The sequence below is a fragment of the Flavivirga algicola genome (genome assembly GCF_012910715.1).
In the GTDB taxonomy this organism is placed as follows: domain Bacteria; phylum Bacteroidota; class Bacteroidia; order Flavobacteriales; family Flavobacteriaceae; genus Flavivirga; species Flavivirga algicola.
The window spans coordinates 14,566-31,882 of sequence record NZ_JABBHF010000013.1 but is presented as its reverse complement, the minus strand read 5'-3'; the positions used below and the strand labels follow the sequence as shown (position 1 = coordinate 31,882).

The 17,317-nt window shown below is 33.3% G+C and carries 18 protein-coding genes; 11 read left to right on the top strand and 7 right to left on the bottom strand.

Features of this window, described 5'->3' with window-relative positions:
• Positions 1–25 precede the first annotated feature (25 nt).
• The 5 genes from gcvT to HHX25_RS18540 all read left to right on the top strand — a co-directional run bounded on the left by gcvT (position 26) and on the right by HHX25_RS18540 (position 4,167).
• Positions 26–1,108 carry a glycine cleavage system aminomethyltransferase GcvT gene (gcvT, locus tag HHX25_RS18560; protein ID WP_169676564.1) on the top strand — a complete coding sequence of 361 codons (1,083 nt, stop codon included), beginning with the start codon at positions 26–28 and terminating at the stop codon, positions 1,106–1,108.
• 19 nt (positions 1,109–1,127) lie between these two features.
• Complete coding sequence (locus HHX25_RS18555; protein ID WP_169676562.1) at positions 1,128–1,967, top strand: sugar nucleotide-binding protein; 840 nt, start codon at positions 1,128–1,130, stop codon at positions 1,965–1,967.
• 62 nt (positions 1,968–2,029) lie between these two features.
• The gene (locus HHX25_RS18550) at positions 2,030–2,323 is read left to right on the top strand and encodes a 4a-hydroxytetrahydrobiopterin dehydratase (protein ID WP_169676559.1); all 294 of its coding nucleotides are present in this window, start codon (positions 2,030–2,032) and stop codon (positions 2,321–2,323) included.
• Between the two features lie 103 nt (positions 2,324–2,426).
• Positions 2,427–3,146, top strand: a complete 720-nt coding sequence (locus tag HHX25_RS18545; protein ID WP_169676557.1) for a YebC/PmpR family DNA-binding transcriptional regulator — start codon at positions 2,427–2,429, stop codon at positions 3,144–3,146.
• 25 nt (positions 3,147–3,171) lie between these two features.
• The gene (locus HHX25_RS18540) at positions 3,172–4,167 is read left to right on the top strand and encodes a Gfo/Idh/MocA family protein (RefSeq protein ID WP_169676555.1); all 996 of its coding nucleotides are present in this window, start codon (positions 3,172–3,174) and stop codon (positions 4,165–4,167) included.
• Positions 4,168–4,338: 171 nt separating this feature from the next.
• On the opposite strand, the gene HHX25_RS18535 is transcribed toward HHX25_RS18540, so the two are convergent.
• Entirely contained in the window at positions 4,339–5,067 is a 729-nt protein-coding gene (locus HHX25_RS18535; protein WP_169676553.1) for an NYN domain-containing protein, read from the bottom strand.
• 165 nt (positions 5,068–5,232) lie between these two features.
• On the opposite strand from HHX25_RS18535, the gene HHX25_RS18530 reads away from it, so the two are divergent.
• Entirely contained in the window at positions 5,233–7,833 is a 2,601-nt protein-coding gene (locus HHX25_RS18530) for a zinc-dependent metalloprotease (protein ID WP_205958070.1), read from the top strand.
• 181 nt (positions 7,834–8,014) lie between these two features.
• Here the strand turns inward: HHX25_RS18530 and HHX25_RS18525 are convergent, their stop codons facing one another.
• The 6 genes from HHX25_RS18525 to HHX25_RS18500 form a co-directional block, all read right to left on the bottom strand.
• Positions 8,015–8,563: a 1-acyl-sn-glycerol-3-phosphate acyltransferase gene (locus tag HHX25_RS18525; RefSeq protein ID WP_169676551.1), complete on the bottom strand. Its 549-nt coding sequence runs from the start codon at positions 8,561–8,563 to the stop codon at positions 8,015–8,017.
• A 1-nt stretch (position 8,564) separates the two neighbouring features.
• On the bottom strand, positions 8,565–9,647 hold the full coding sequence (locus HHX25_RS18520; protein ID WP_169676549.1) for an iron-containing alcohol dehydrogenase family protein: 1,083 nt from the start codon (positions 9,645–9,647) through the stop codon (positions 8,565–8,567).
• A 48-nt stretch (positions 9,648–9,695) separates the two neighbouring features.
• Positions 9,696–10,313, bottom strand: coding sequence for a CatA-like O-acetyltransferase (locus tag HHX25_RS18515; protein WP_169676547.1), 618 nt, complete (start codon positions 10,311–10,313; stop codon positions 9,696–9,698).
• On the bottom strand, positions 10,314–11,018 hold the full coding sequence (locus tag HHX25_RS18510; RefSeq protein WP_169676545.1) for an HAD family hydrolase: 705 nt from the start codon (positions 11,016–11,018) through the stop codon (positions 10,314–10,316).
• Between the two features lie 66 nt (positions 11,019–11,084).
• The gene (gene kdsB / locus HHX25_RS18505) at positions 11,085–11,813 is read right to left on the bottom strand and encodes a 3-deoxy-manno-octulosonate cytidylyltransferase (RefSeq protein ID WP_169676543.1); all 729 of its coding nucleotides are present in this window, start codon (positions 11,811–11,813) and stop codon (positions 11,085–11,087) included.
• Between the two features lie 285 nt (positions 11,814–12,098).
• Entirely contained in the window at positions 12,099–13,526 is a 1,428-nt protein-coding gene (locus HHX25_RS18500; protein ID WP_169676541.1) for an ATP-dependent DNA helicase, read from the bottom strand.
• 120 nt (positions 13,527–13,646) lie between these two features.
• Between HHX25_RS18500 and HHX25_RS18495 the strand changes: the two genes are divergently transcribed.
• The 5 genes from HHX25_RS18495 to HHX25_RS18475 all read left to right on the top strand — a co-directional run bounded on the left by HHX25_RS18495 (position 13,647) and on the right by HHX25_RS18475 (position 17,309).
• Entirely contained in the window at positions 13,647–14,384 is a 738-nt protein-coding gene (locus tag HHX25_RS18495; RefSeq protein ID WP_205958069.1) for a hypothetical protein, read from the top strand.
• Complete coding sequence (locus HHX25_RS18490) at positions 14,368–15,189, top strand: DUF3822 family protein (RefSeq protein ID WP_169676539.1); 822 nt, start codon at positions 14,368–14,370, stop codon at positions 15,187–15,189. The genes HHX25_RS18495 and HHX25_RS18490 overlap by 17 nt, the downstream gene beginning before the upstream one ends.
• On the top strand, positions 15,189–15,728 hold the full coding sequence (gene rsmD / locus HHX25_RS18485; RefSeq protein WP_169676537.1) for a 16S rRNA (guanine(966)-N(2))-methyltransferase RsmD: 540 nt from the start codon (positions 15,189–15,191) through the stop codon (positions 15,726–15,728). Before HHX25_RS18490 ends, rsmD begins: the two co-directional genes overlap by 1 nt.
• 160 nt (positions 15,729–15,888) lie before the next feature.
• Entirely contained in the window at positions 15,889–16,413 is a 525-nt protein-coding gene (locus HHX25_RS18480; protein WP_169676535.1) for a nuclear transport factor 2 family protein, read from the top strand.
• A 143-nt stretch (positions 16,414–16,556) separates the two neighbouring features.
• Complete coding sequence (locus HHX25_RS18475; RefSeq protein ID WP_169676533.1) at positions 16,557–17,309, top strand: hypothetical protein; 753 nt, start codon at positions 16,557–16,559, stop codon at positions 17,307–17,309.
• Positions 17,310–17,317 lie beyond the last annotated feature (8 nt).

Below are 17,317 nucleotides of genomic sequence, written 5' to 3'. Positions count from 1 at the left end.
AAAATTTAATTATTAATAATTAACTATGAAAAACACTGCATTAACATCAACTCACGAAGCTCTTGGAGCTAAAATGGTACCTTTTGCAGGTTACAATATGCCTGTTCAATATGAAGGTGTGAATATAGAACATGAAACCGTTAGGCAGGCAGTTGGTGTGTTTGATGTATCGCATATGGGTGAATTTTTAATTGAAGGCGAACATGCTTTAGATTTAATTCAAAAAGTATCAAGCAACGATGCTTCGAAATTAACAATTGGTAAAGCACAATACAGTTGTTTACCTAACGATGACGGAGGCATTGTAGACGATTTAATCATCTATAAAATAAAAGAAGAAACCTATTTACTAGTTGTTAATGCAAGTAATATTGAAAAGGATTGGAATTGGATTCAATCTAAAAATGATGTTGGTGCTACTATGCGCGATTTGAGCGAAGATTATTCCCTTCTTGCCATTCAAGGGCCAAAAGCTGTTGAAGCTATGCAACCCCTTACCAGCCAAGACCTATCTGCTATAAAATCCTATAATTTTGTAGTTGGCGATTTTGCTGGTATAGACCATGTTATTATCTCTGCTACTGGTTATACAGGTAGTGGGGGTTTTGAAATTTACTGTAAAAATAGCGAGGTAAAACAAATTTGGAATAACGTATTTAAAGCTGGAGCAGGTTACGATATTAAGCCTATTGGATTGGCAGCACGAGATACCTTACGACTGGAAATGGGCTATTGCCTCTACGGAAACGATATTAATGATACCACCTCCCCTATTGAAGCTGGTCTAGGTTGGGTATGTAAATTCAATAAAGAATTTACAAATTCTAAAGCCTTAGAAGCCGAAAAACAACGGGGTACAGAACGTAAATTAATTGCCTTCGAGCTTGACGAGCGTGGTATTCCAAGGCAAGGGTATGATATTGTTGATGGTAACGGAAACAAAATTGGAACGGTTACCTCGGGAACCATGTCACCATCATTAGGTAAAGGTATAGGCTTGGGCTATGTTCCAACTATTTTTGCAGATATTAACAGTAAAATAAATATTCAAATACGCAAAAAAGCCATATCGGCAACGGTAATAAAATTACCTTTTTATAAAGGTTAACAAAAGTATTTTCTATTAAATGAAAGGGAGGGGGAAAGAGAGTAAACATAGAATTTTAATACTGGGTGCCAGTGGTTTTTTAGGCAACGCTATTTATAAAGAGCTCTGCGCCTACTTCAAAACATTCGGAACATACAACACATCGAATAAACAACATGAAAAGAACAAACACTTCTTTCAATACAACATTGAGGAAGATGATGTTTATGAAATATTAGATATCGTTAAACCTACCATTGTTATTTCCGCGCTTCGTGGTAACTTTTCGGCACAATTAATCGCACACCAGCACCTTGCGGAGTATGTTTTTACAAATAAAATAAAACTTATTTTCCTATCCTCTGCCAATGTTTTTGATGCCTACAGTAAATATCCCAGTTACGAAACCGATAAAACTTTAAGCCATAGCATTTATGGGCATTTCAAGATTAAAATTGAAAATATGTTATTGCGTATGCCTAAAAAACAAATAGTCATTTTAAGATTACCAATGGTCTTTGGTGCCCAATCCCCCAGAATAACAGAAATACATGAACAGATAAAAGCAAAAGAAGCCATAGAAGTATTTCCAAACTTAATTATGAATGTGACCAATGATGCGAGAGTAACACAGCAAGTTCACTATATAATCAATCGAAATAAATCGGGAATTTTTCATTTAGGAAGTAGCGATTTGGTACATCATGACGATTTTATAAAAGAAATTGTTGATTCCTTTGAATTAAACAATAAAGTAATTTATAAAAATGTTTATACCACTAATGATGATAGATATCTGGCGGTATTGCCTAAATATAACTTATTGCCCAAGCATCTTCAACTTAAAAGTCAAGAAATAATATTGGAATTAAAAATATAATTGATTTTAATTCTTGAAATCGTTAAATTAGTAAAATCACATCTACCTAAATATCAAATTTTATGAGCAAACTTTCAGAACAAGATATAGAAAAACGATTATTACATTTTCCAGATTGGGATTATTACGACAATGCTATTCATGCCGAATTTGAATTCGAAAATTTCAAAGATTGTTTCAGTGCTATGAGTAGAATTGCCTTTGAATGTGAAGCTTTAAACCATCACCCAAACTGGTCTAATGTATATAACGTCCTTACAATTTCATTATCCACCCATGATGCCAATGGTATTACCGATAAAGATTTTAAGCTAGCTGGCGCTATAGAAGCCATAGTTGAACCTGATGAAGAATAATTTGTTTTTGACAGCAAGCTTTTTAACTTTGCGAGGCTAAATTATTTATATATTAAAATAGATTCCTTCCTTATGAGGGAACGAACATAAAAGAATTTATATTATGGGAAGAGCTTTTGAATTTAGAAAAGCAAGAAAGATGAAACGTTGGGCAGCCATGAGCAAAGCCTTTACTCGCATAGGCAAAGACATTGTTATGGCAGTAAAGGAAGGTGGTCCAGATCCAGACAGTAATTCCCGCTTAAGAGCCGTTATACAAAATGCCAAGGCTGTTAATATGCCTAAGGACAATATAGAACGTGCCATTAAAAAAGCAAGTGATAAAAGTCAAGGTGATTATAAAGAAGTTATCTTTGAAGGCTATGCACCGCATGGTATAGCAATTTTAGTTGAAACTGCAACCGACAATAATACCCGAACCGTAGCCAATGTACGCAGTTATTTTAATAAGTGTGATGGTAGTTTAGGAACATCTGGATCTGTTGTGTTTATGTTCGATCATACCTGTAATTTTAGAATTAATGCTGAAGGTTTAGATCCTGAGGAAATTGAACTAGAATTTATTGACTTTGGTGCCGAAGAGGTCTTTGCAGACGAGGATGGGATATTAATCTATGCGCCTTTTGAAAGTTTTGGAGCCATTCAGGCTGAACTAGAAGCCCGAGGTATTGAAATATTATCTTCTGGATTTGAACGAATCCCTCAAGTAACAAAACCGCTTACTGTAGAGCAAACTGCTGATGTTGAAAAACTTTTAGAAAAGTTAGACGACGACGATGATGTGCAAAACGTATACCATACTATGGAAGAAAATGCAGAATAAATTTTTCTCAATTTAATAAGACCACATGCCAAACTCTCAAAAATTAAACAGCTCTGTTAGGTGGGGAATTATTGGCTGTGGAAATGTTACTGAAGTTAAAAGTGGTCCCGCTTACAAAGCAACGGATGGTTTTGAGCTAACAGCCGTTATGAGACGAGATTTTAATAAAGCCAAGGACTATGCGCAAAGACATAATATAAATAAAGTTTATGCTAATGCAGATGACTTGATTAATGATAATGACATTGATGCCGTTTATATAGCCACACCTCCAGATACACATAAATTTTATGCATTAAAAGTTGTAAATGCAGGAAAGATATGTTGTATAGAAAAACCAATGTCTCCTTCCTATAAAGATAGCCTTGAAATATACAATGCTTTCAAAAATCAAGATTTACCTTTATTTGTTGCATATTACAGAAGATCGCTACCTCGTTTTAATCAAATAAAGAATTGGTTAGAAAAAAATTATATAGGAGAAGTGAGGCATATCGATTGGCATCTAAGCAAACCTGCCAGCGATATAGATAAATCTAAATCATATAACTGGAGAACAGATTCTAATATAGCTCCTGGTGGTTATTTTGACGATCTGGCAAGCCATGGACTAGACTTGTTTTCACACCTACTTGGTGATATAAAAAATGCTTATGGTATAAGCCTGAATCAGCAAGGGCTTTACACGTCAAAAGATGCCGTTACTGCCTGTTGGGTGCATAAAAACGGTACTACAGGGTCTGGTTGTTGGAATTTTGGTTGTGATGATCATACCGATAAAGTTCAAATTTTTGGCAATAAAGGAACCATTTTGTTTTCTGTGTTTCACAACAATCCAATCATTCTAAACAGTGATACAAAACATGAAGAATTGGTTATAGACAACCCAAAACATATCCAGCTTCATCATGTAGAAGGCATGAGAGACATGCTAGTCAAAAAAAACTATATACATCCCTCTTCTGGTAGTTCTGCTCTTCATACTAGTTGGGTTATGGACAAAATTTTAGGTAACCTCTAAGCCCTAGTCACTCATCTTTATCATAAACTTAAACGATATTCTCAAAATAAACGACATTAGAAACGTCATTGTTATTTCAAAATTACTTTACCATTCATGCGAAAGCAGAAAGCCATTTCGAATGATGATGATGATGATAGGTTAAATTTAGTCCATTAAATCTATAACAAATCACCTGTTCCTAACATAAATCAATTTAAACCGTCCATTGCTTTGATCGCGTTGTTCAATTTCAAAATGATCCAACGACTTAAAAAGCGGTGTTAACTTATCAAAACCAAAATTTCTAGAATCAAAATTAGGTTGCTTTTTTAGTATCAAAGAACCAACATCCCCAAGAAATGCCCAGCCATCATCATCTGCGGCATCAGATACTGAATTCTTAAGAAGCCTTATAACCTTAGGTGTAATATTATATAAGTTTTTCTTTTTAGAAGGTCCCTCTTTAGTGTCCTTTTCAACATCCTTTTGAAGGATTTCCAGATAAATAAACTTATCACAGGCTACAATAAAAGGATTTGGTGTTTTCTTCTCCCCCATCCCATACACCTGCATCCCAGCTTCTCGTAACCGTGTAGCCAATTTTGTAAAGTCACTATCGGAAGACACCAAACAAAAACCATTGACTTTTTCCGAATACAATATATCCATCGCATCAATAATCATAGCGGAATCTGTAGCATTTTTTCCAGTAGTATAGCTGTACTGCTGAATTGGTGTAATAGCATTTTCAAGCAATATACTTTTCCACTTAGATAAATGGGGCTTAGTCCAGTCTCCATAAATTCGTTTTATCGTTGGCGTTCCGTATTTTGCTATTTCTTCCATCATTTCAGAAATGTATTTTGATGGAATATTATCGCCATCAATGAGTACGGCAATCTTAGTGTCTTTTATCATAATGGTTAAAGATACTGATATATTGTCTACTATAAGTCTTTAAAACATACAACATTAGATTTCTTTTAACATTTTTTTATAGATATAAGCTATTCTTTATCTCTAATTTTATAGCGACTAATTCTAAACATTCAATATAAATTGAATTCTAATCGTTTTAATATTATGAAATTTAAAAATTTACGAACGGCAAAACTTATTTGTTTTGTATTGACTCTCATGTTTTTTGCTGTATCTGAAAATGCACAAGCCCAAAAAAAGAAAAGAGGAAAGAAAAAAAATCAGACAGAAATTGTTCCCAAGCCTGTCAAGAAAAAAACAAAGGAAAAAACGATTACAGAACTGGTTAAATCTAGTAAAAAAATTGATGGTCTATTCACTATTTATCAAGATACAATAACAGGATCTATAAGAATGATAATCTCTGATGATCAATTAGACAAAGAGTATATCTATTTTAGTCAAATTGCAGATGGTGTTATGGATGCTGGCAGAATTATTAGAGGCTCCTACAGAGGCTCCAAAGTATTTAAAATTCAAAAATATTTTAATAAGATTGAATTTATAACACAAAACATCTCTTTTTATTTTGACCCAGAAAGTGAGCTTTCAAAATCTAAAGATGCCAATATAAGCAATGGTAACATGGCTAGTATAAAAATTGAAAGCCAAGATAAAAAAAAGGGACTGTATTTAATAAAAGCCGATAATCTATTTTTAGCCGAAACCTTGTCACAAATTAAACGACCAAGATCACCCAGATCTACTCCAAACGCCTTTAAATTAGGAAATTTAAATAAAACAAAAACCAAAATAGCTGCCATTCGTAATTATGATAACAATACAGATCTTGCAGTAGAATATGTGTATTCTTCTCCCTCTGTATTAAACAGAGGTTCTAATGCCGTTGCCGATGGAAGAAATGTTAGCATTAAAGTATTTCATAGCTTAATAGCCATGCCCGAAAACGATTACGAGGCTAGATACGATGACCCTAGAGTAGGTTATTTCACAACTAAAGTAGATGATCAAACATCTACCAGTGCGACGCCATATCGTGATCTGGTACATCGTTGGAACTTAAAAAAGAAAGACCCAGATGCTACTATTTCAGAACCTGTTAAGCCTATTACTTGGTGGATAGAAAACTCAACACCTGCAGAATGGCGTGAAACTATAAAAAAAGCAGTTTTACAATGGAACGTCGCTTTCGAAAAAGCAGGGTTTAAAAACGCTATGGCTGTAAAAATTCAGCCAGATGATGCCCATTGGGATGCTGGAGATATAAGGTATAATGTGTTGCGTTGGACATCTTCTCCGCAACCTCCTTTTGGTGGATATGGCCCCAGTTTTGTAAACCCAAAAACAGGTCAGATTTTAGGCGCAGACATTATGTTAGAATATGTACATTTTACTAACAGGGTGATGTATGATAAATTATTTGATTTAGCATCGTTGCATGAGACTTTTGAGAATACAAATATAGAAGAAGATCACAATATGTATTGCTCTTTAGGACATGTTATGCATGAAAATACCCTCTTCGGAAATATTGTATTGAAAGCTACAAATGCTTCAGATTTGGAGATGAAGCGTATGAAAAAAGAAGCCATGACTGCTTTGATTATGCACGAAATTGGGCATACATTAGGTTTAAACCACAATATGAAGGCTAGCCAATTATTCACCCCCGAACAATTGGCAGATGCCGATTTTATAAAAGGTAAATGCCTTACAGGCTCTGTGATGGATTATGCAGCTATTAACATCACAAAAGATCGAACCAAGCAAGGTCAATATTACGATACAGCTGTTGGCCCTTATGATATTTGGGCGATTCAATTTGGTTATACCCCTTTTAAAACAAAACCTGAGCGGACAAAATTATTAAATCAATCAACCAAACCAGAGCTTATTTTTGGTAATGATGCTGATGATATGCGTTCTCCTGGAAAAGCTATTGATCCCAGAGTCATGGTGGGAGATATGTCTAATGATCAAATTAGATATTCTATCGATCGGTTTGAAACGATCAATACCATGATGGGTAGTATAAAAGAGAAATTTACTAAATCAGGGCAATCTTATCAAGAGTTAAGACAAGCCTATTATATTTTAAGTAGCCAAAGAGGAAGTGCTGCCAATGTTATTTCAAGATTTATTGGTGGTGTATATGTAGACAGGTCTATGGCAGGACAAAATAATGAAAAACAACCTTATACACCAGTTAGTTTCGCAGATCAAAAACGAGCTATGGCCGCTTTAAGCAAATATGTATTTGCACCTAATGCCTTTAATGCCCCCAACGATTTATATAACTATCTAGCAATGCAAAGAAGAGGGTTTAATTTTAGAACGCCTGAAGACCCTAAAATACATAGCCAAGTACTTGGGTATCAAAAAAATGTACTCAATCACATATTACACCCCAATACTTTACAAAGAATCACAGATTCTGAATTATATGGTAACACCTATAGCCTATCAACTTTTATGAATGATTTAAATAGAGCTGTTTTTAAGGCTGATATTTATTCCAACATCAACTCTTTTAGACAAAACTTACAGTTGGAATATACTAATATGCTCATAGACATGCTAACAGGTAAACAAAGCAGCAGGTATACCAATAATGCAAAATCTATGGCTTTATATAATTTAAAAAATATTAAAGCTATGGCATCTAATACAGGGAATATAGCATCTAGAGCACATAAGCAACATTTAAGAACACTTATTGATAATGCTCTAAAAGATACAAAATAACATCAAACAAAAATATTATAAACGAAAAGCTACCTCATTTACTAAGGTAGCTTTTTGTTTTAAGTGTTATAGAAATGTTTCTTTTTAGGAACAAATAATTGTTTACTTTATGTTTCATTTCTAATAATACAATAAATAATATTCAAAATTTATGCCATATTTATGACAAATCAAAAAAATACTACGAATATTCGACGATCCTACCTTTTACATCTTTAAAATAATCATACATAAACTCAAAATCGGTTTCTTTGTCATCCGTTGGGTAAAAAGGCTCAGATATTTTGTTCTGTTTATTTTTGAAATCAAGAGTAATCATTATAATAGGCACTTTGGCCTTCTTGGCTATATAATAAAATCCTGTGCGCCATTTGTCAACTTTTGTACGAGTTCCTTCGGGCGCTAAAGCCATTCTGAACTCTTCTTTTGTTTCAAATAGTTTAGCGATTATATTTACTTTGTTTTCTTTGGTATGCCTATCGATAGGTACGCCACCCAAAGCCCTGAAAAACCATCCTGTTGGAAATACAAATAATTCTTTTTTACCAATAAAATTTGTTTTTACATTTAACACAGAACGCAATAGAATAGCCATATAAAAGTCATGCCAACTTGTATGGGGTGCGGTTATAATTACTGCTTTTTTAATTGAAGGTTTAGAGATGTCTACATTACCAACAACTCTCCACCCTAATAACTTAAAATAAATAAGTTTAGCCAGCCATCGCATATTACATTTTTTGATAGAGCGCCCTCAATTTTTCACGTGTTATCGTTTTTTTCCAACTCTTTCCTAAAGCATTTTCCCAAAGTGGTTCTAAACTTAATGAAATATCGATCATAGTATTAAATTCATCATCAGACAAATTAGCGCAAATACCTTCTGGCAATTCAATATGATGTTTTGCTTTCATTTCCTTAAAAAGCTTTACGCCTTCAGGGTAAAACTCTTCTAAATGATTAAAAACTATACAATTTCCAATGCCATGTTTTGTTCCCAATAAATAAGATAAACCATAGCTCATCGCATGAGCAACGCCTACTTGAGAATAAACAATACTCATACCACCATGCCAGGAGGCCATCATTAATTTTTCCTGAGCTTCAACCTCAGAAAGGTCATCACTTAAAAAAATCTCTTTGCATAAATCCAGAGCCATGTCACCATAACTTTGACTAAAAGCATTTAAATAAGTACCATTTAACGATTCCACACAATGTATGTAACAGTCCATTCCAGTGTAAAACCATTGGTCTGTAGGCACATTTTTTGTAAGTTCAGAGTCTAATATAACTTGGTCGAATGGTGTAAAGTCTGAATTGATACCAAGCTTTTTATGAGGCCCCGTAAGAACGGTTGTTCTGGAAACCTCAGCTCCTGTGCCAGATATCGTTGGAATACCAACATGATAGATGCCTTCGTTTTTCACTAGATCCCAACCTTGATAGTCCTTCGCTTCTCCTTCATTTGTCAACATAATGGCTACTGCTTTGGCCAAGTCTAAAAGCGTACCGCCTCCTATACCGATAATTCCAGATGGGCGTTCTTTTGTTAATAAAATAATTTCTTCAACCAACACATCTACTTGAGAGGTTTTAGGCTCTTCTTTTGAAGAAATAAAAATGATCTTGTCATCGTATGATAGTTGTATTCTTGAGGTTAACCAGGAATTATTCTTAAAAACATCGTCTACCAAATAAATAAAAGGCGCATTGATGTTCAAACGTTTTGGGGACAAAATATCGTTTAACTGATTGAAACTACCTCTGCCAAAAATAACTCTTGGCACCATTGGAAAGTTTTTATAATTCATTTAACAGATTTTTTTTACAAAAGGTAAAAATAATATTTATTTTAAATTTTATTGATTTAAGTATTCTTGAAGTTTTTCGGAAAATAAACCTACATGATAGCCATCAACTAATGCATGATTTACATGAATAGAAACATTCATCATGAGTTCTTTATTAACTTCATTCATCTTACTGAATGCAATTTTTGGCACCGAATCCAACTCTCCAGAAACGGGTTCTTTATGTCCAGAAAAGTGGAACCAAGGTATTGCGGAACAGTGTATGCAGTTCAGTCCATTTTGAGGAGGATACAATACTGTTGAGTTTTCAATTCTTTCTTTTTCATTTCTTATATTTTTTACAAAAATATTCAAATCATTGTGATATTCAATAAAAGAAAAGCCAAACGTTTTATCATTTCTCATAATGGTAGCCGAGGCATGAATGGTTTCATAATCTACCACATTTCCACCTTCTATTCTATATCTAAAATTATCAATCGCATTAATAGCTTTCATGCAATCATGTAGATACTTAGCAAAAAAACTTATGCTATTCTCTTTCGAAAACTTATATGCTTTGGTAACATTAAAAGGAATGATTACGCCAAAATATGGATCCTTTAACCCGCAAAAATGCTCATAATGCTGTTTTCTATTCCAAGTATTAATATCTATTATCTTCAATTATTCTAATAATTTTATAATATCTCGCAAACTACTTATCGTTTTATAAGCTTTTCCGTTAGTATCTTTTTCTGTGACTTGCTCATGCGCCCAAGTAGTATGAAAAGGTACATGAACTGCATGAGCACCTATATTGACCAATGGCAATACGTCGGATTTTAAAGAATTTCCTATCATCAAAAACTCAGACGGTTTAATGTCGAGATGGTTTAATAGTTTAGAATAATTAGATTCTTGTTTATCACTTAAAACTTCTATATGATGAAAATAACTTGTAAGCCCCGATTTCTCTAGTTTTCGTTCTTGATCCAACAAGTCGCCTTTAGTAGCAAGAATTAAACGGTACTTTTTCGAAAATATTTCCAAGACCTCTTCAACACCATCAAGTAATTCTACTGGTTTTTCAAGCATATTCTTACCAATATTGAGTATGGCTTCAATAGTTTTATGCGGCACATTATAGTTTGATAATTCTAAAGCGGACTCAACCATAGATAGCACAAAAGCCTTAACCCCATATCCATATACAGGTAGGTTGGCCATTTCCATTTTAAACAATTCTTGGTCAATTTTATTGGGAGTCTCGTAATCTGACAACAATTTACCAAATGTTTCTTCAGCTTCTCTAAAATAGGTCTCATTGACCCAAAGAGTATCATCTGCATCAAAACCAATAACCTTAATGTTTTCGTATTCTTTTATCAATTTGTCTTCATTTAATTCATTGCTAAAACATGCATTCTGAATTCTGTTAAGAAAGTTTAGCTCTGATTATTTCCATAATTTTTTGGCGCGTTCCAAATCTTCAGGTGTGTCAATCTCAACACCTTGAACATCTGTTTCTACCATTTTAATTCGTTTTCCATATTCTAAATATCGAATGCACTCTATTTTTTCTGAAGCTTCTAATGGTAACATTGGTAGCTTGTAAAAATCTAGTATGGCTTCTTTTCTAAAAGCATAAACCCCTTTGTGTTTATAGTATTTTACGCCTGTATTTTTTTCTCTCGGATATGGGATTGGGCTCCGAGAATAATAAAGCGCAAAATTTGATTGATCTACAATCACTTTTACGGTATTTGGATTGTTAATCTCATCAAGATCTGTAATATGAACCATTAAAGACGCCAGGTCGATACTTTTACCAGGGTCATCTTTAAAAACTTCAATAAGTTTAGCTAGTGACTCCTTATCTGTAAATGGTTCGTCCCCTTGAACATTTATTACAATATCCACGTCCATAAGCTCAACAGCCTCTGCGATTCTATCACTACCACAATCGTGCTCTTTTTTACTCATGATGGCCTTACCGCCGTTATTTACAATTTCATCATAAATAATTTTGCTATCGGTAACTACAAATACGTCATCGAACAAATTAGTAGCCACTGTAGCTTCATAAGTACGCAATATGACCGTTTTTCCCCCTAGGTCTTGCATAAGTTTTCCTGGAAATCGCGATGCACTATAACGCGCAGGAATCATTGAAATTATTTTCATAATTATTTTGGTCAGAATCTAGTTCAAAAATATAATAATTATTATTAGGTTTTGATGTATATATCCTAAACTTTCAGACAACACGAAAAATCAAGAACAATATTTACAGCAGTTGGTCATTAAAAACCGTTACCTTATAAAGTCAACTACGCATAAATTAAGAAAACTTGCGACTAAAACTAAATATTAACTGTATCGACAAATACTTACAATTTTTTATCGAAAAGACTCAAAGAAAATATTAAATAACTGTAACTGACGCCTACTAAATACCGATTCCCCAAATCAATCCTCCTCAAAAAAGTCATCTTTAAAACCAATAAGATATAATTTTTCTTTGGCACGAGTTACCGCAGTATACAACCAACGTAAATAATCTTTATCTATACCATTTGGCAAATAAGGTTGTTCTACAAAAACAGTATTCCATTGCCCCCCTTGCGATTTATGGCATGTAATCGCATAAGAAAATTTTACCTGAAGTGCATTAAAGTGCTTACTCCCCTTTACTTTTAAGAATTTTTTATACTTACTGGATTCACTTTCAAAATCTTTCATAACCTCTTGATAGAGTCTATTGGAATCATCGTAAGATAATGATGGTGTTTCAGCTTCAATAGTGTCCAAAAGTAAAACCGTTTCAAAAGGTCTCATTTTGGGATAATCAACCATGCGTATTTTCACTTCTGCAAAACGGAATCCATAAAGCTCTTGAATACTAAAAATTTCGAGAACTTCAATAATATCACCATTCGCAATAAAACCTGCTTCTGTTGTTGGTTTAAGCCAAAAGTAATTATTCTTGACCACCATTAAATAGTCGCCAGCCGATAGTTCACTTTCATTAAATAGTATTCTGTTACGTATTTGTTGATTATATAAGTTAGCACGTTTATTGCTTCGAACTATAATAGCAGTGTCTTCTTTACCTAAATCACCATATGCATCATTGATAGCATCCATAATCTCATGTCCATCAATTAACCTGACAATATCTTCAAAATCTGCTAAATCGAATTTAAAATGATCATACATATTATGCGATAGCGCTTCTCTTAATACGGTAGCGTTGGCAAGAATACCAGAATCTTGCCCTTGTCTCACGACTTCATCTAATTCCATTCTAGTAACTTCTTTATTGTAATTTAAACCTAGAGAATCTTCATTTAAAGCAGGGCTTATATCTAGCTTAACAGGCGGTAATTGAGCTGTATCTCCAATTAAAAGTAATTTACAATGATGGCCAGAATACACATACTGCATCAAATCGTCTAACAACGAGCCATTTTCAAAAAGTTTTGATTCTCCTGGAGTATCTGGTATCATAGATGCCTCATCGACTATGAAAACGGTGTTTTTATGCTTATTAGGTTGTAGAACAAATTTAACACCGCCGTTTTTTTCCTTCTTGGGGAAATATATTTTTTTATGAATAGTAAATGCTTCCTTCCCGGAATAATTAGAGATGACCTTAGCTGCTCTACCTGTTGGAGCCATTAATACTGCACTTTTTTTTGCTTTCCATAAATTAGTAACGATCGTTCCTACAATAGTTGTCTTACCGGTACCAGCATATCCTTTAAGTACATAAAGAAGATTTGGCGTTTTGTTAAAAATGAATTCTGAAAGCTGTTGTAGAACAATATTTTGTTTAAGTGTAGGTTTAAACGGAAACTGCTGTTTTATAAGGGAATAAAATTCGGATGATGTCATTTAAAGCTTAGACAAATTAAAAATTATTCAAAGATAGAAATGATTTTTACTCTCATAGGTTTTTACGGTTAAAAAAAAATTGTAGATTTGCGAAAAGACTTTTTAATATAAAAACATCCTATGGTGACATTTATTCTTATCGCAGTAGCAGTGATACTGGTTACAATTGGCTTGGTAAAGCTGGTTGACAAATTCATACCTTCAAAATTTAAACCTATTCTAACAATTGCTCTTTGGGTATTGATTGGTTTTTTGGGTTATCAAACGTATATGTCTATCTATGAACCTATTCAATTTAACAAACTTAAAAACAAACGCTACAAACAAGTTATAGAAAGTTTAATTGACATCAGAGACTCTCAGCTTGCACACAAACAAGTAACCGGAAAGTTTTCTGGTAATTTTGAAAACTTAATTAAGTTTATTGACACAGCAAAATATACCATTACACAACGTAGAGATTCTACGATTATAGATGAAGAGTTAACAAAATTATATGGCGTTGACACAACTAAAGAAATTGTTATTATTGATACTTTAGGCTATGTATCTGTAAAAGATTCTCTATTTAAAACGTCTCAGCGTTACAAGACGATGATGCAAGTACCAGCGGGAGAAGTTGGGTCGAAATTTAAATTGCAAGCTGGGTATTTAGAGCAAAATGATATACAAATACCTGTTTTTGAGGCTTCTGTAAAAAAAGATGTTATTTTATTTGACCAAAATCCAGATCTTGTTATGCAAGAAAATCAGGTTATTTCTGTAGATGGTGTAAACGGAGATGTATTAAGAGTAGGATCTATGGAAGAGGTTAAAACAATAGGAAATTGGCCAAAAACTTATGGCTCTGCCGAATAAAAATCCTGACAAATTAACGAATCTAGAATTGTCCATTCAAATAAGTTTGAGTGGACTTTCTTTTTCTATACTACAAAAAGATACTCATACCATTTCTGCTTTAAAGCATATTGACTTCAATAAAAAACTCACACCTTTAGAGCTTTTAGACCATACCAAAAATATTTTTAACTCAGAAACTGTTCTACAAGAAGCATTCTCCAATGTTTTTGTGATTCATGATAATGAATTATCGACTGTAGTGCCTAAGCCTCTATTTAATGAAGATAGCCTAGCAGATTATTTAAAGTTCAACTCTAAAATTCTTAAATCCGATTTCATTACCTACGACGATATTGCTTTAAATGATAGCGTTAGTGTATATGTGCCATATATAAACATTAACAATTTTATATATGAAAAATTTGGTTCTTTTACCTTCAAACATGTTTCGACAATACTAATCGAAGAAATCCTGCTTATTGAAAAAAACTCCAGTTCTCCTAAAGTATATTTAAATATAAGTAAAAATCATTTTGAAATTATCGTAATAGAAAAAGGAAAACTTTTGCTATACAATACATTTGAATATACAACAAAAGAAGACTTTATTTACTATGTCCTGTTTACAGCAGAACAGCTCAGTCTGAATCCAGAATCATTAAATTTAGTTTTTATAGGCGATGTGCGAGAGACCGATGCCTTATATCAAATCGCATATAAATACATAAGACATGTAGGTTTTGGCAACCGGAATGACCATTATAAATATCAGGAAAATCCAAAATATGGTCATTCAGATTTCACACTAATAAAAAGTTTTTAATGCGAATTATTTCAGGTATTTATAAAAGTAGAAAAATTATAGCACCAAAAAATTTACCAGTAAGGCCAACTACTGATATGGCTAAGGAATCCTTATTCAATATTATAAATAACCTGTTTTATTTTGATGATATTTCCGTTTTAGATCTGTTTGCCGGTACTGGGAATATCAGTTATGAATTTGCCTCCAGAGGCACCCAAAACATTATTTGTGTAGATCAGGATTACGGTTGTATTAAATTTATAAATCAAACAGCAGAAGCTTTTAAAATGCCAATAGACACTATTAAAAGTGACGTTTTTAAATTTTTGGAAAAGTCTGGTTTACAAGCTAATATTATATTTGCGGACCCACCTTACAATTTTTCGGAAGCTCAATTTGCTAAAATTCCAGAATTGGTTTTTCAAAATAGTATGCTAATGGAAGATGGTATTCTAATAATAGAGCACTCTAAGCATACCAATTTATCTAACCTAAATCACTATAGCTATTCTAAAAGTTATGGTGGGAATATGTTTAGTTTTTTTGAAATAGCCTAAACTCATATCCTTCTTTTTTTTGTTAATTTATTTTTTTTCAGTACTTTAGGGATTACTCCCCTAAGAGTCCCAGGCTCTATTCATACTTTATCTCATAAAAAAGCGCCTCTCTTTTTGCTTATGGTTTGATTTGAGAACTAACTTAAAAACCATAAATGAAATGAAAAAAATTCTTGTAATGCTATTAGCAGTGACTCTTTTTATTGCTTGCAAAAAAAAGCCGCAACGTTACTTTGCTGAGTCGGCAGAAATTGAAACATTAAAATCTGGGATAAATGCTTACGAAACGGGCAACTGGGATAAATGGAAAAGCCATTTTTCTGATACTGCTAAAATATTTGTTAATTCAATTAAACCTTTATCCGTTGAAAAAAGACTGGAAGACTTAAAAGCTATGACCAATACAATGTCTGCTTATGGCTTTAATCATGACAAAGAATACATTGAAATGGTTTTAGACAAAGAAGACGAAACCTGGGTCTATTATTGGGCAACACATGTAGGTACTTTTGCAGCAAACAAAAAAGAATTAACTATACCCGTTCATTTAGCCGTACAATTTGTTGAAGGTAAAATTGTAGAAGAACATATCTACTTTGATGGCACTGCGATGAATTCTCAATTCGCCGCCTTAGCAGCTGCTGAAGCTGAAGCAAAAACTGCAACCAAAGATTTAGAAGACTAAAACCGCTAACTAACTAACTAACTAACTAACTAACTAACTAACTAACTAACTAACTAACTAACTAACTAACTAACTAACTAACTAACTAACTAACTAACTAACTAACTAACTAACTAACTAACTAACTAACTAACCAATAAATTATGAAAACAATTAAAACAACTTTAGCATTAGTATTATTATTGTCTCTAACATGTCAACTATCTCAAGCACAAAAAATGTTTATGGTACATCAGGACAATGTAAGACCTTCCATGGTTATGGAGTATGAAAAAATCGCAAAAGAATTCAATGCAGCGTCTGTAGAACACAACCTTCAAACCCAATGGTTCACAGCAGCATCCAATGATTTTAGATATTTTTATATCACTCCAATTGAAAACTTTGCAGATCTAGATAAACGTCCCTTTGCAGATATGGCAAAAGCTATGGGCGATAAATTTGGAGAGATGTTTAATAATTTTGATAAATGCTATGATTCGCATGGAACATACATAGTTGTACATGATGAAGAATTAAGCTATATGCCAGAAGGTTCTAAAGAAGCCCAAGAAGGACAAAACTACCGCAAATGGTTTTTTATGTATTACACACCCGAAAATGGCAAAAAAGTAAAAGAAGGCATGAAAGCTGTTAAAGAACTCTTTAAAAGTAAAGGATCAACAAATTATTACCGCATCTACCGAAATGGATTTGGTTCTATGGAAAATTACTATATGGTATCCATCTCGGCTAAAGACGAAATAGATGGTGCTACAAAAGCCAAAGCAAATGAAGAGGTTTTGGGCCCAGATCGCTGGGAAACTTTTAACAAGGTATTAAAATACATATCTAGAATGGAAGAATACAGTGGAGAAATGAGACCAGATCTATCTTATGCTCCCAAAAAAGAATAATTACTAAC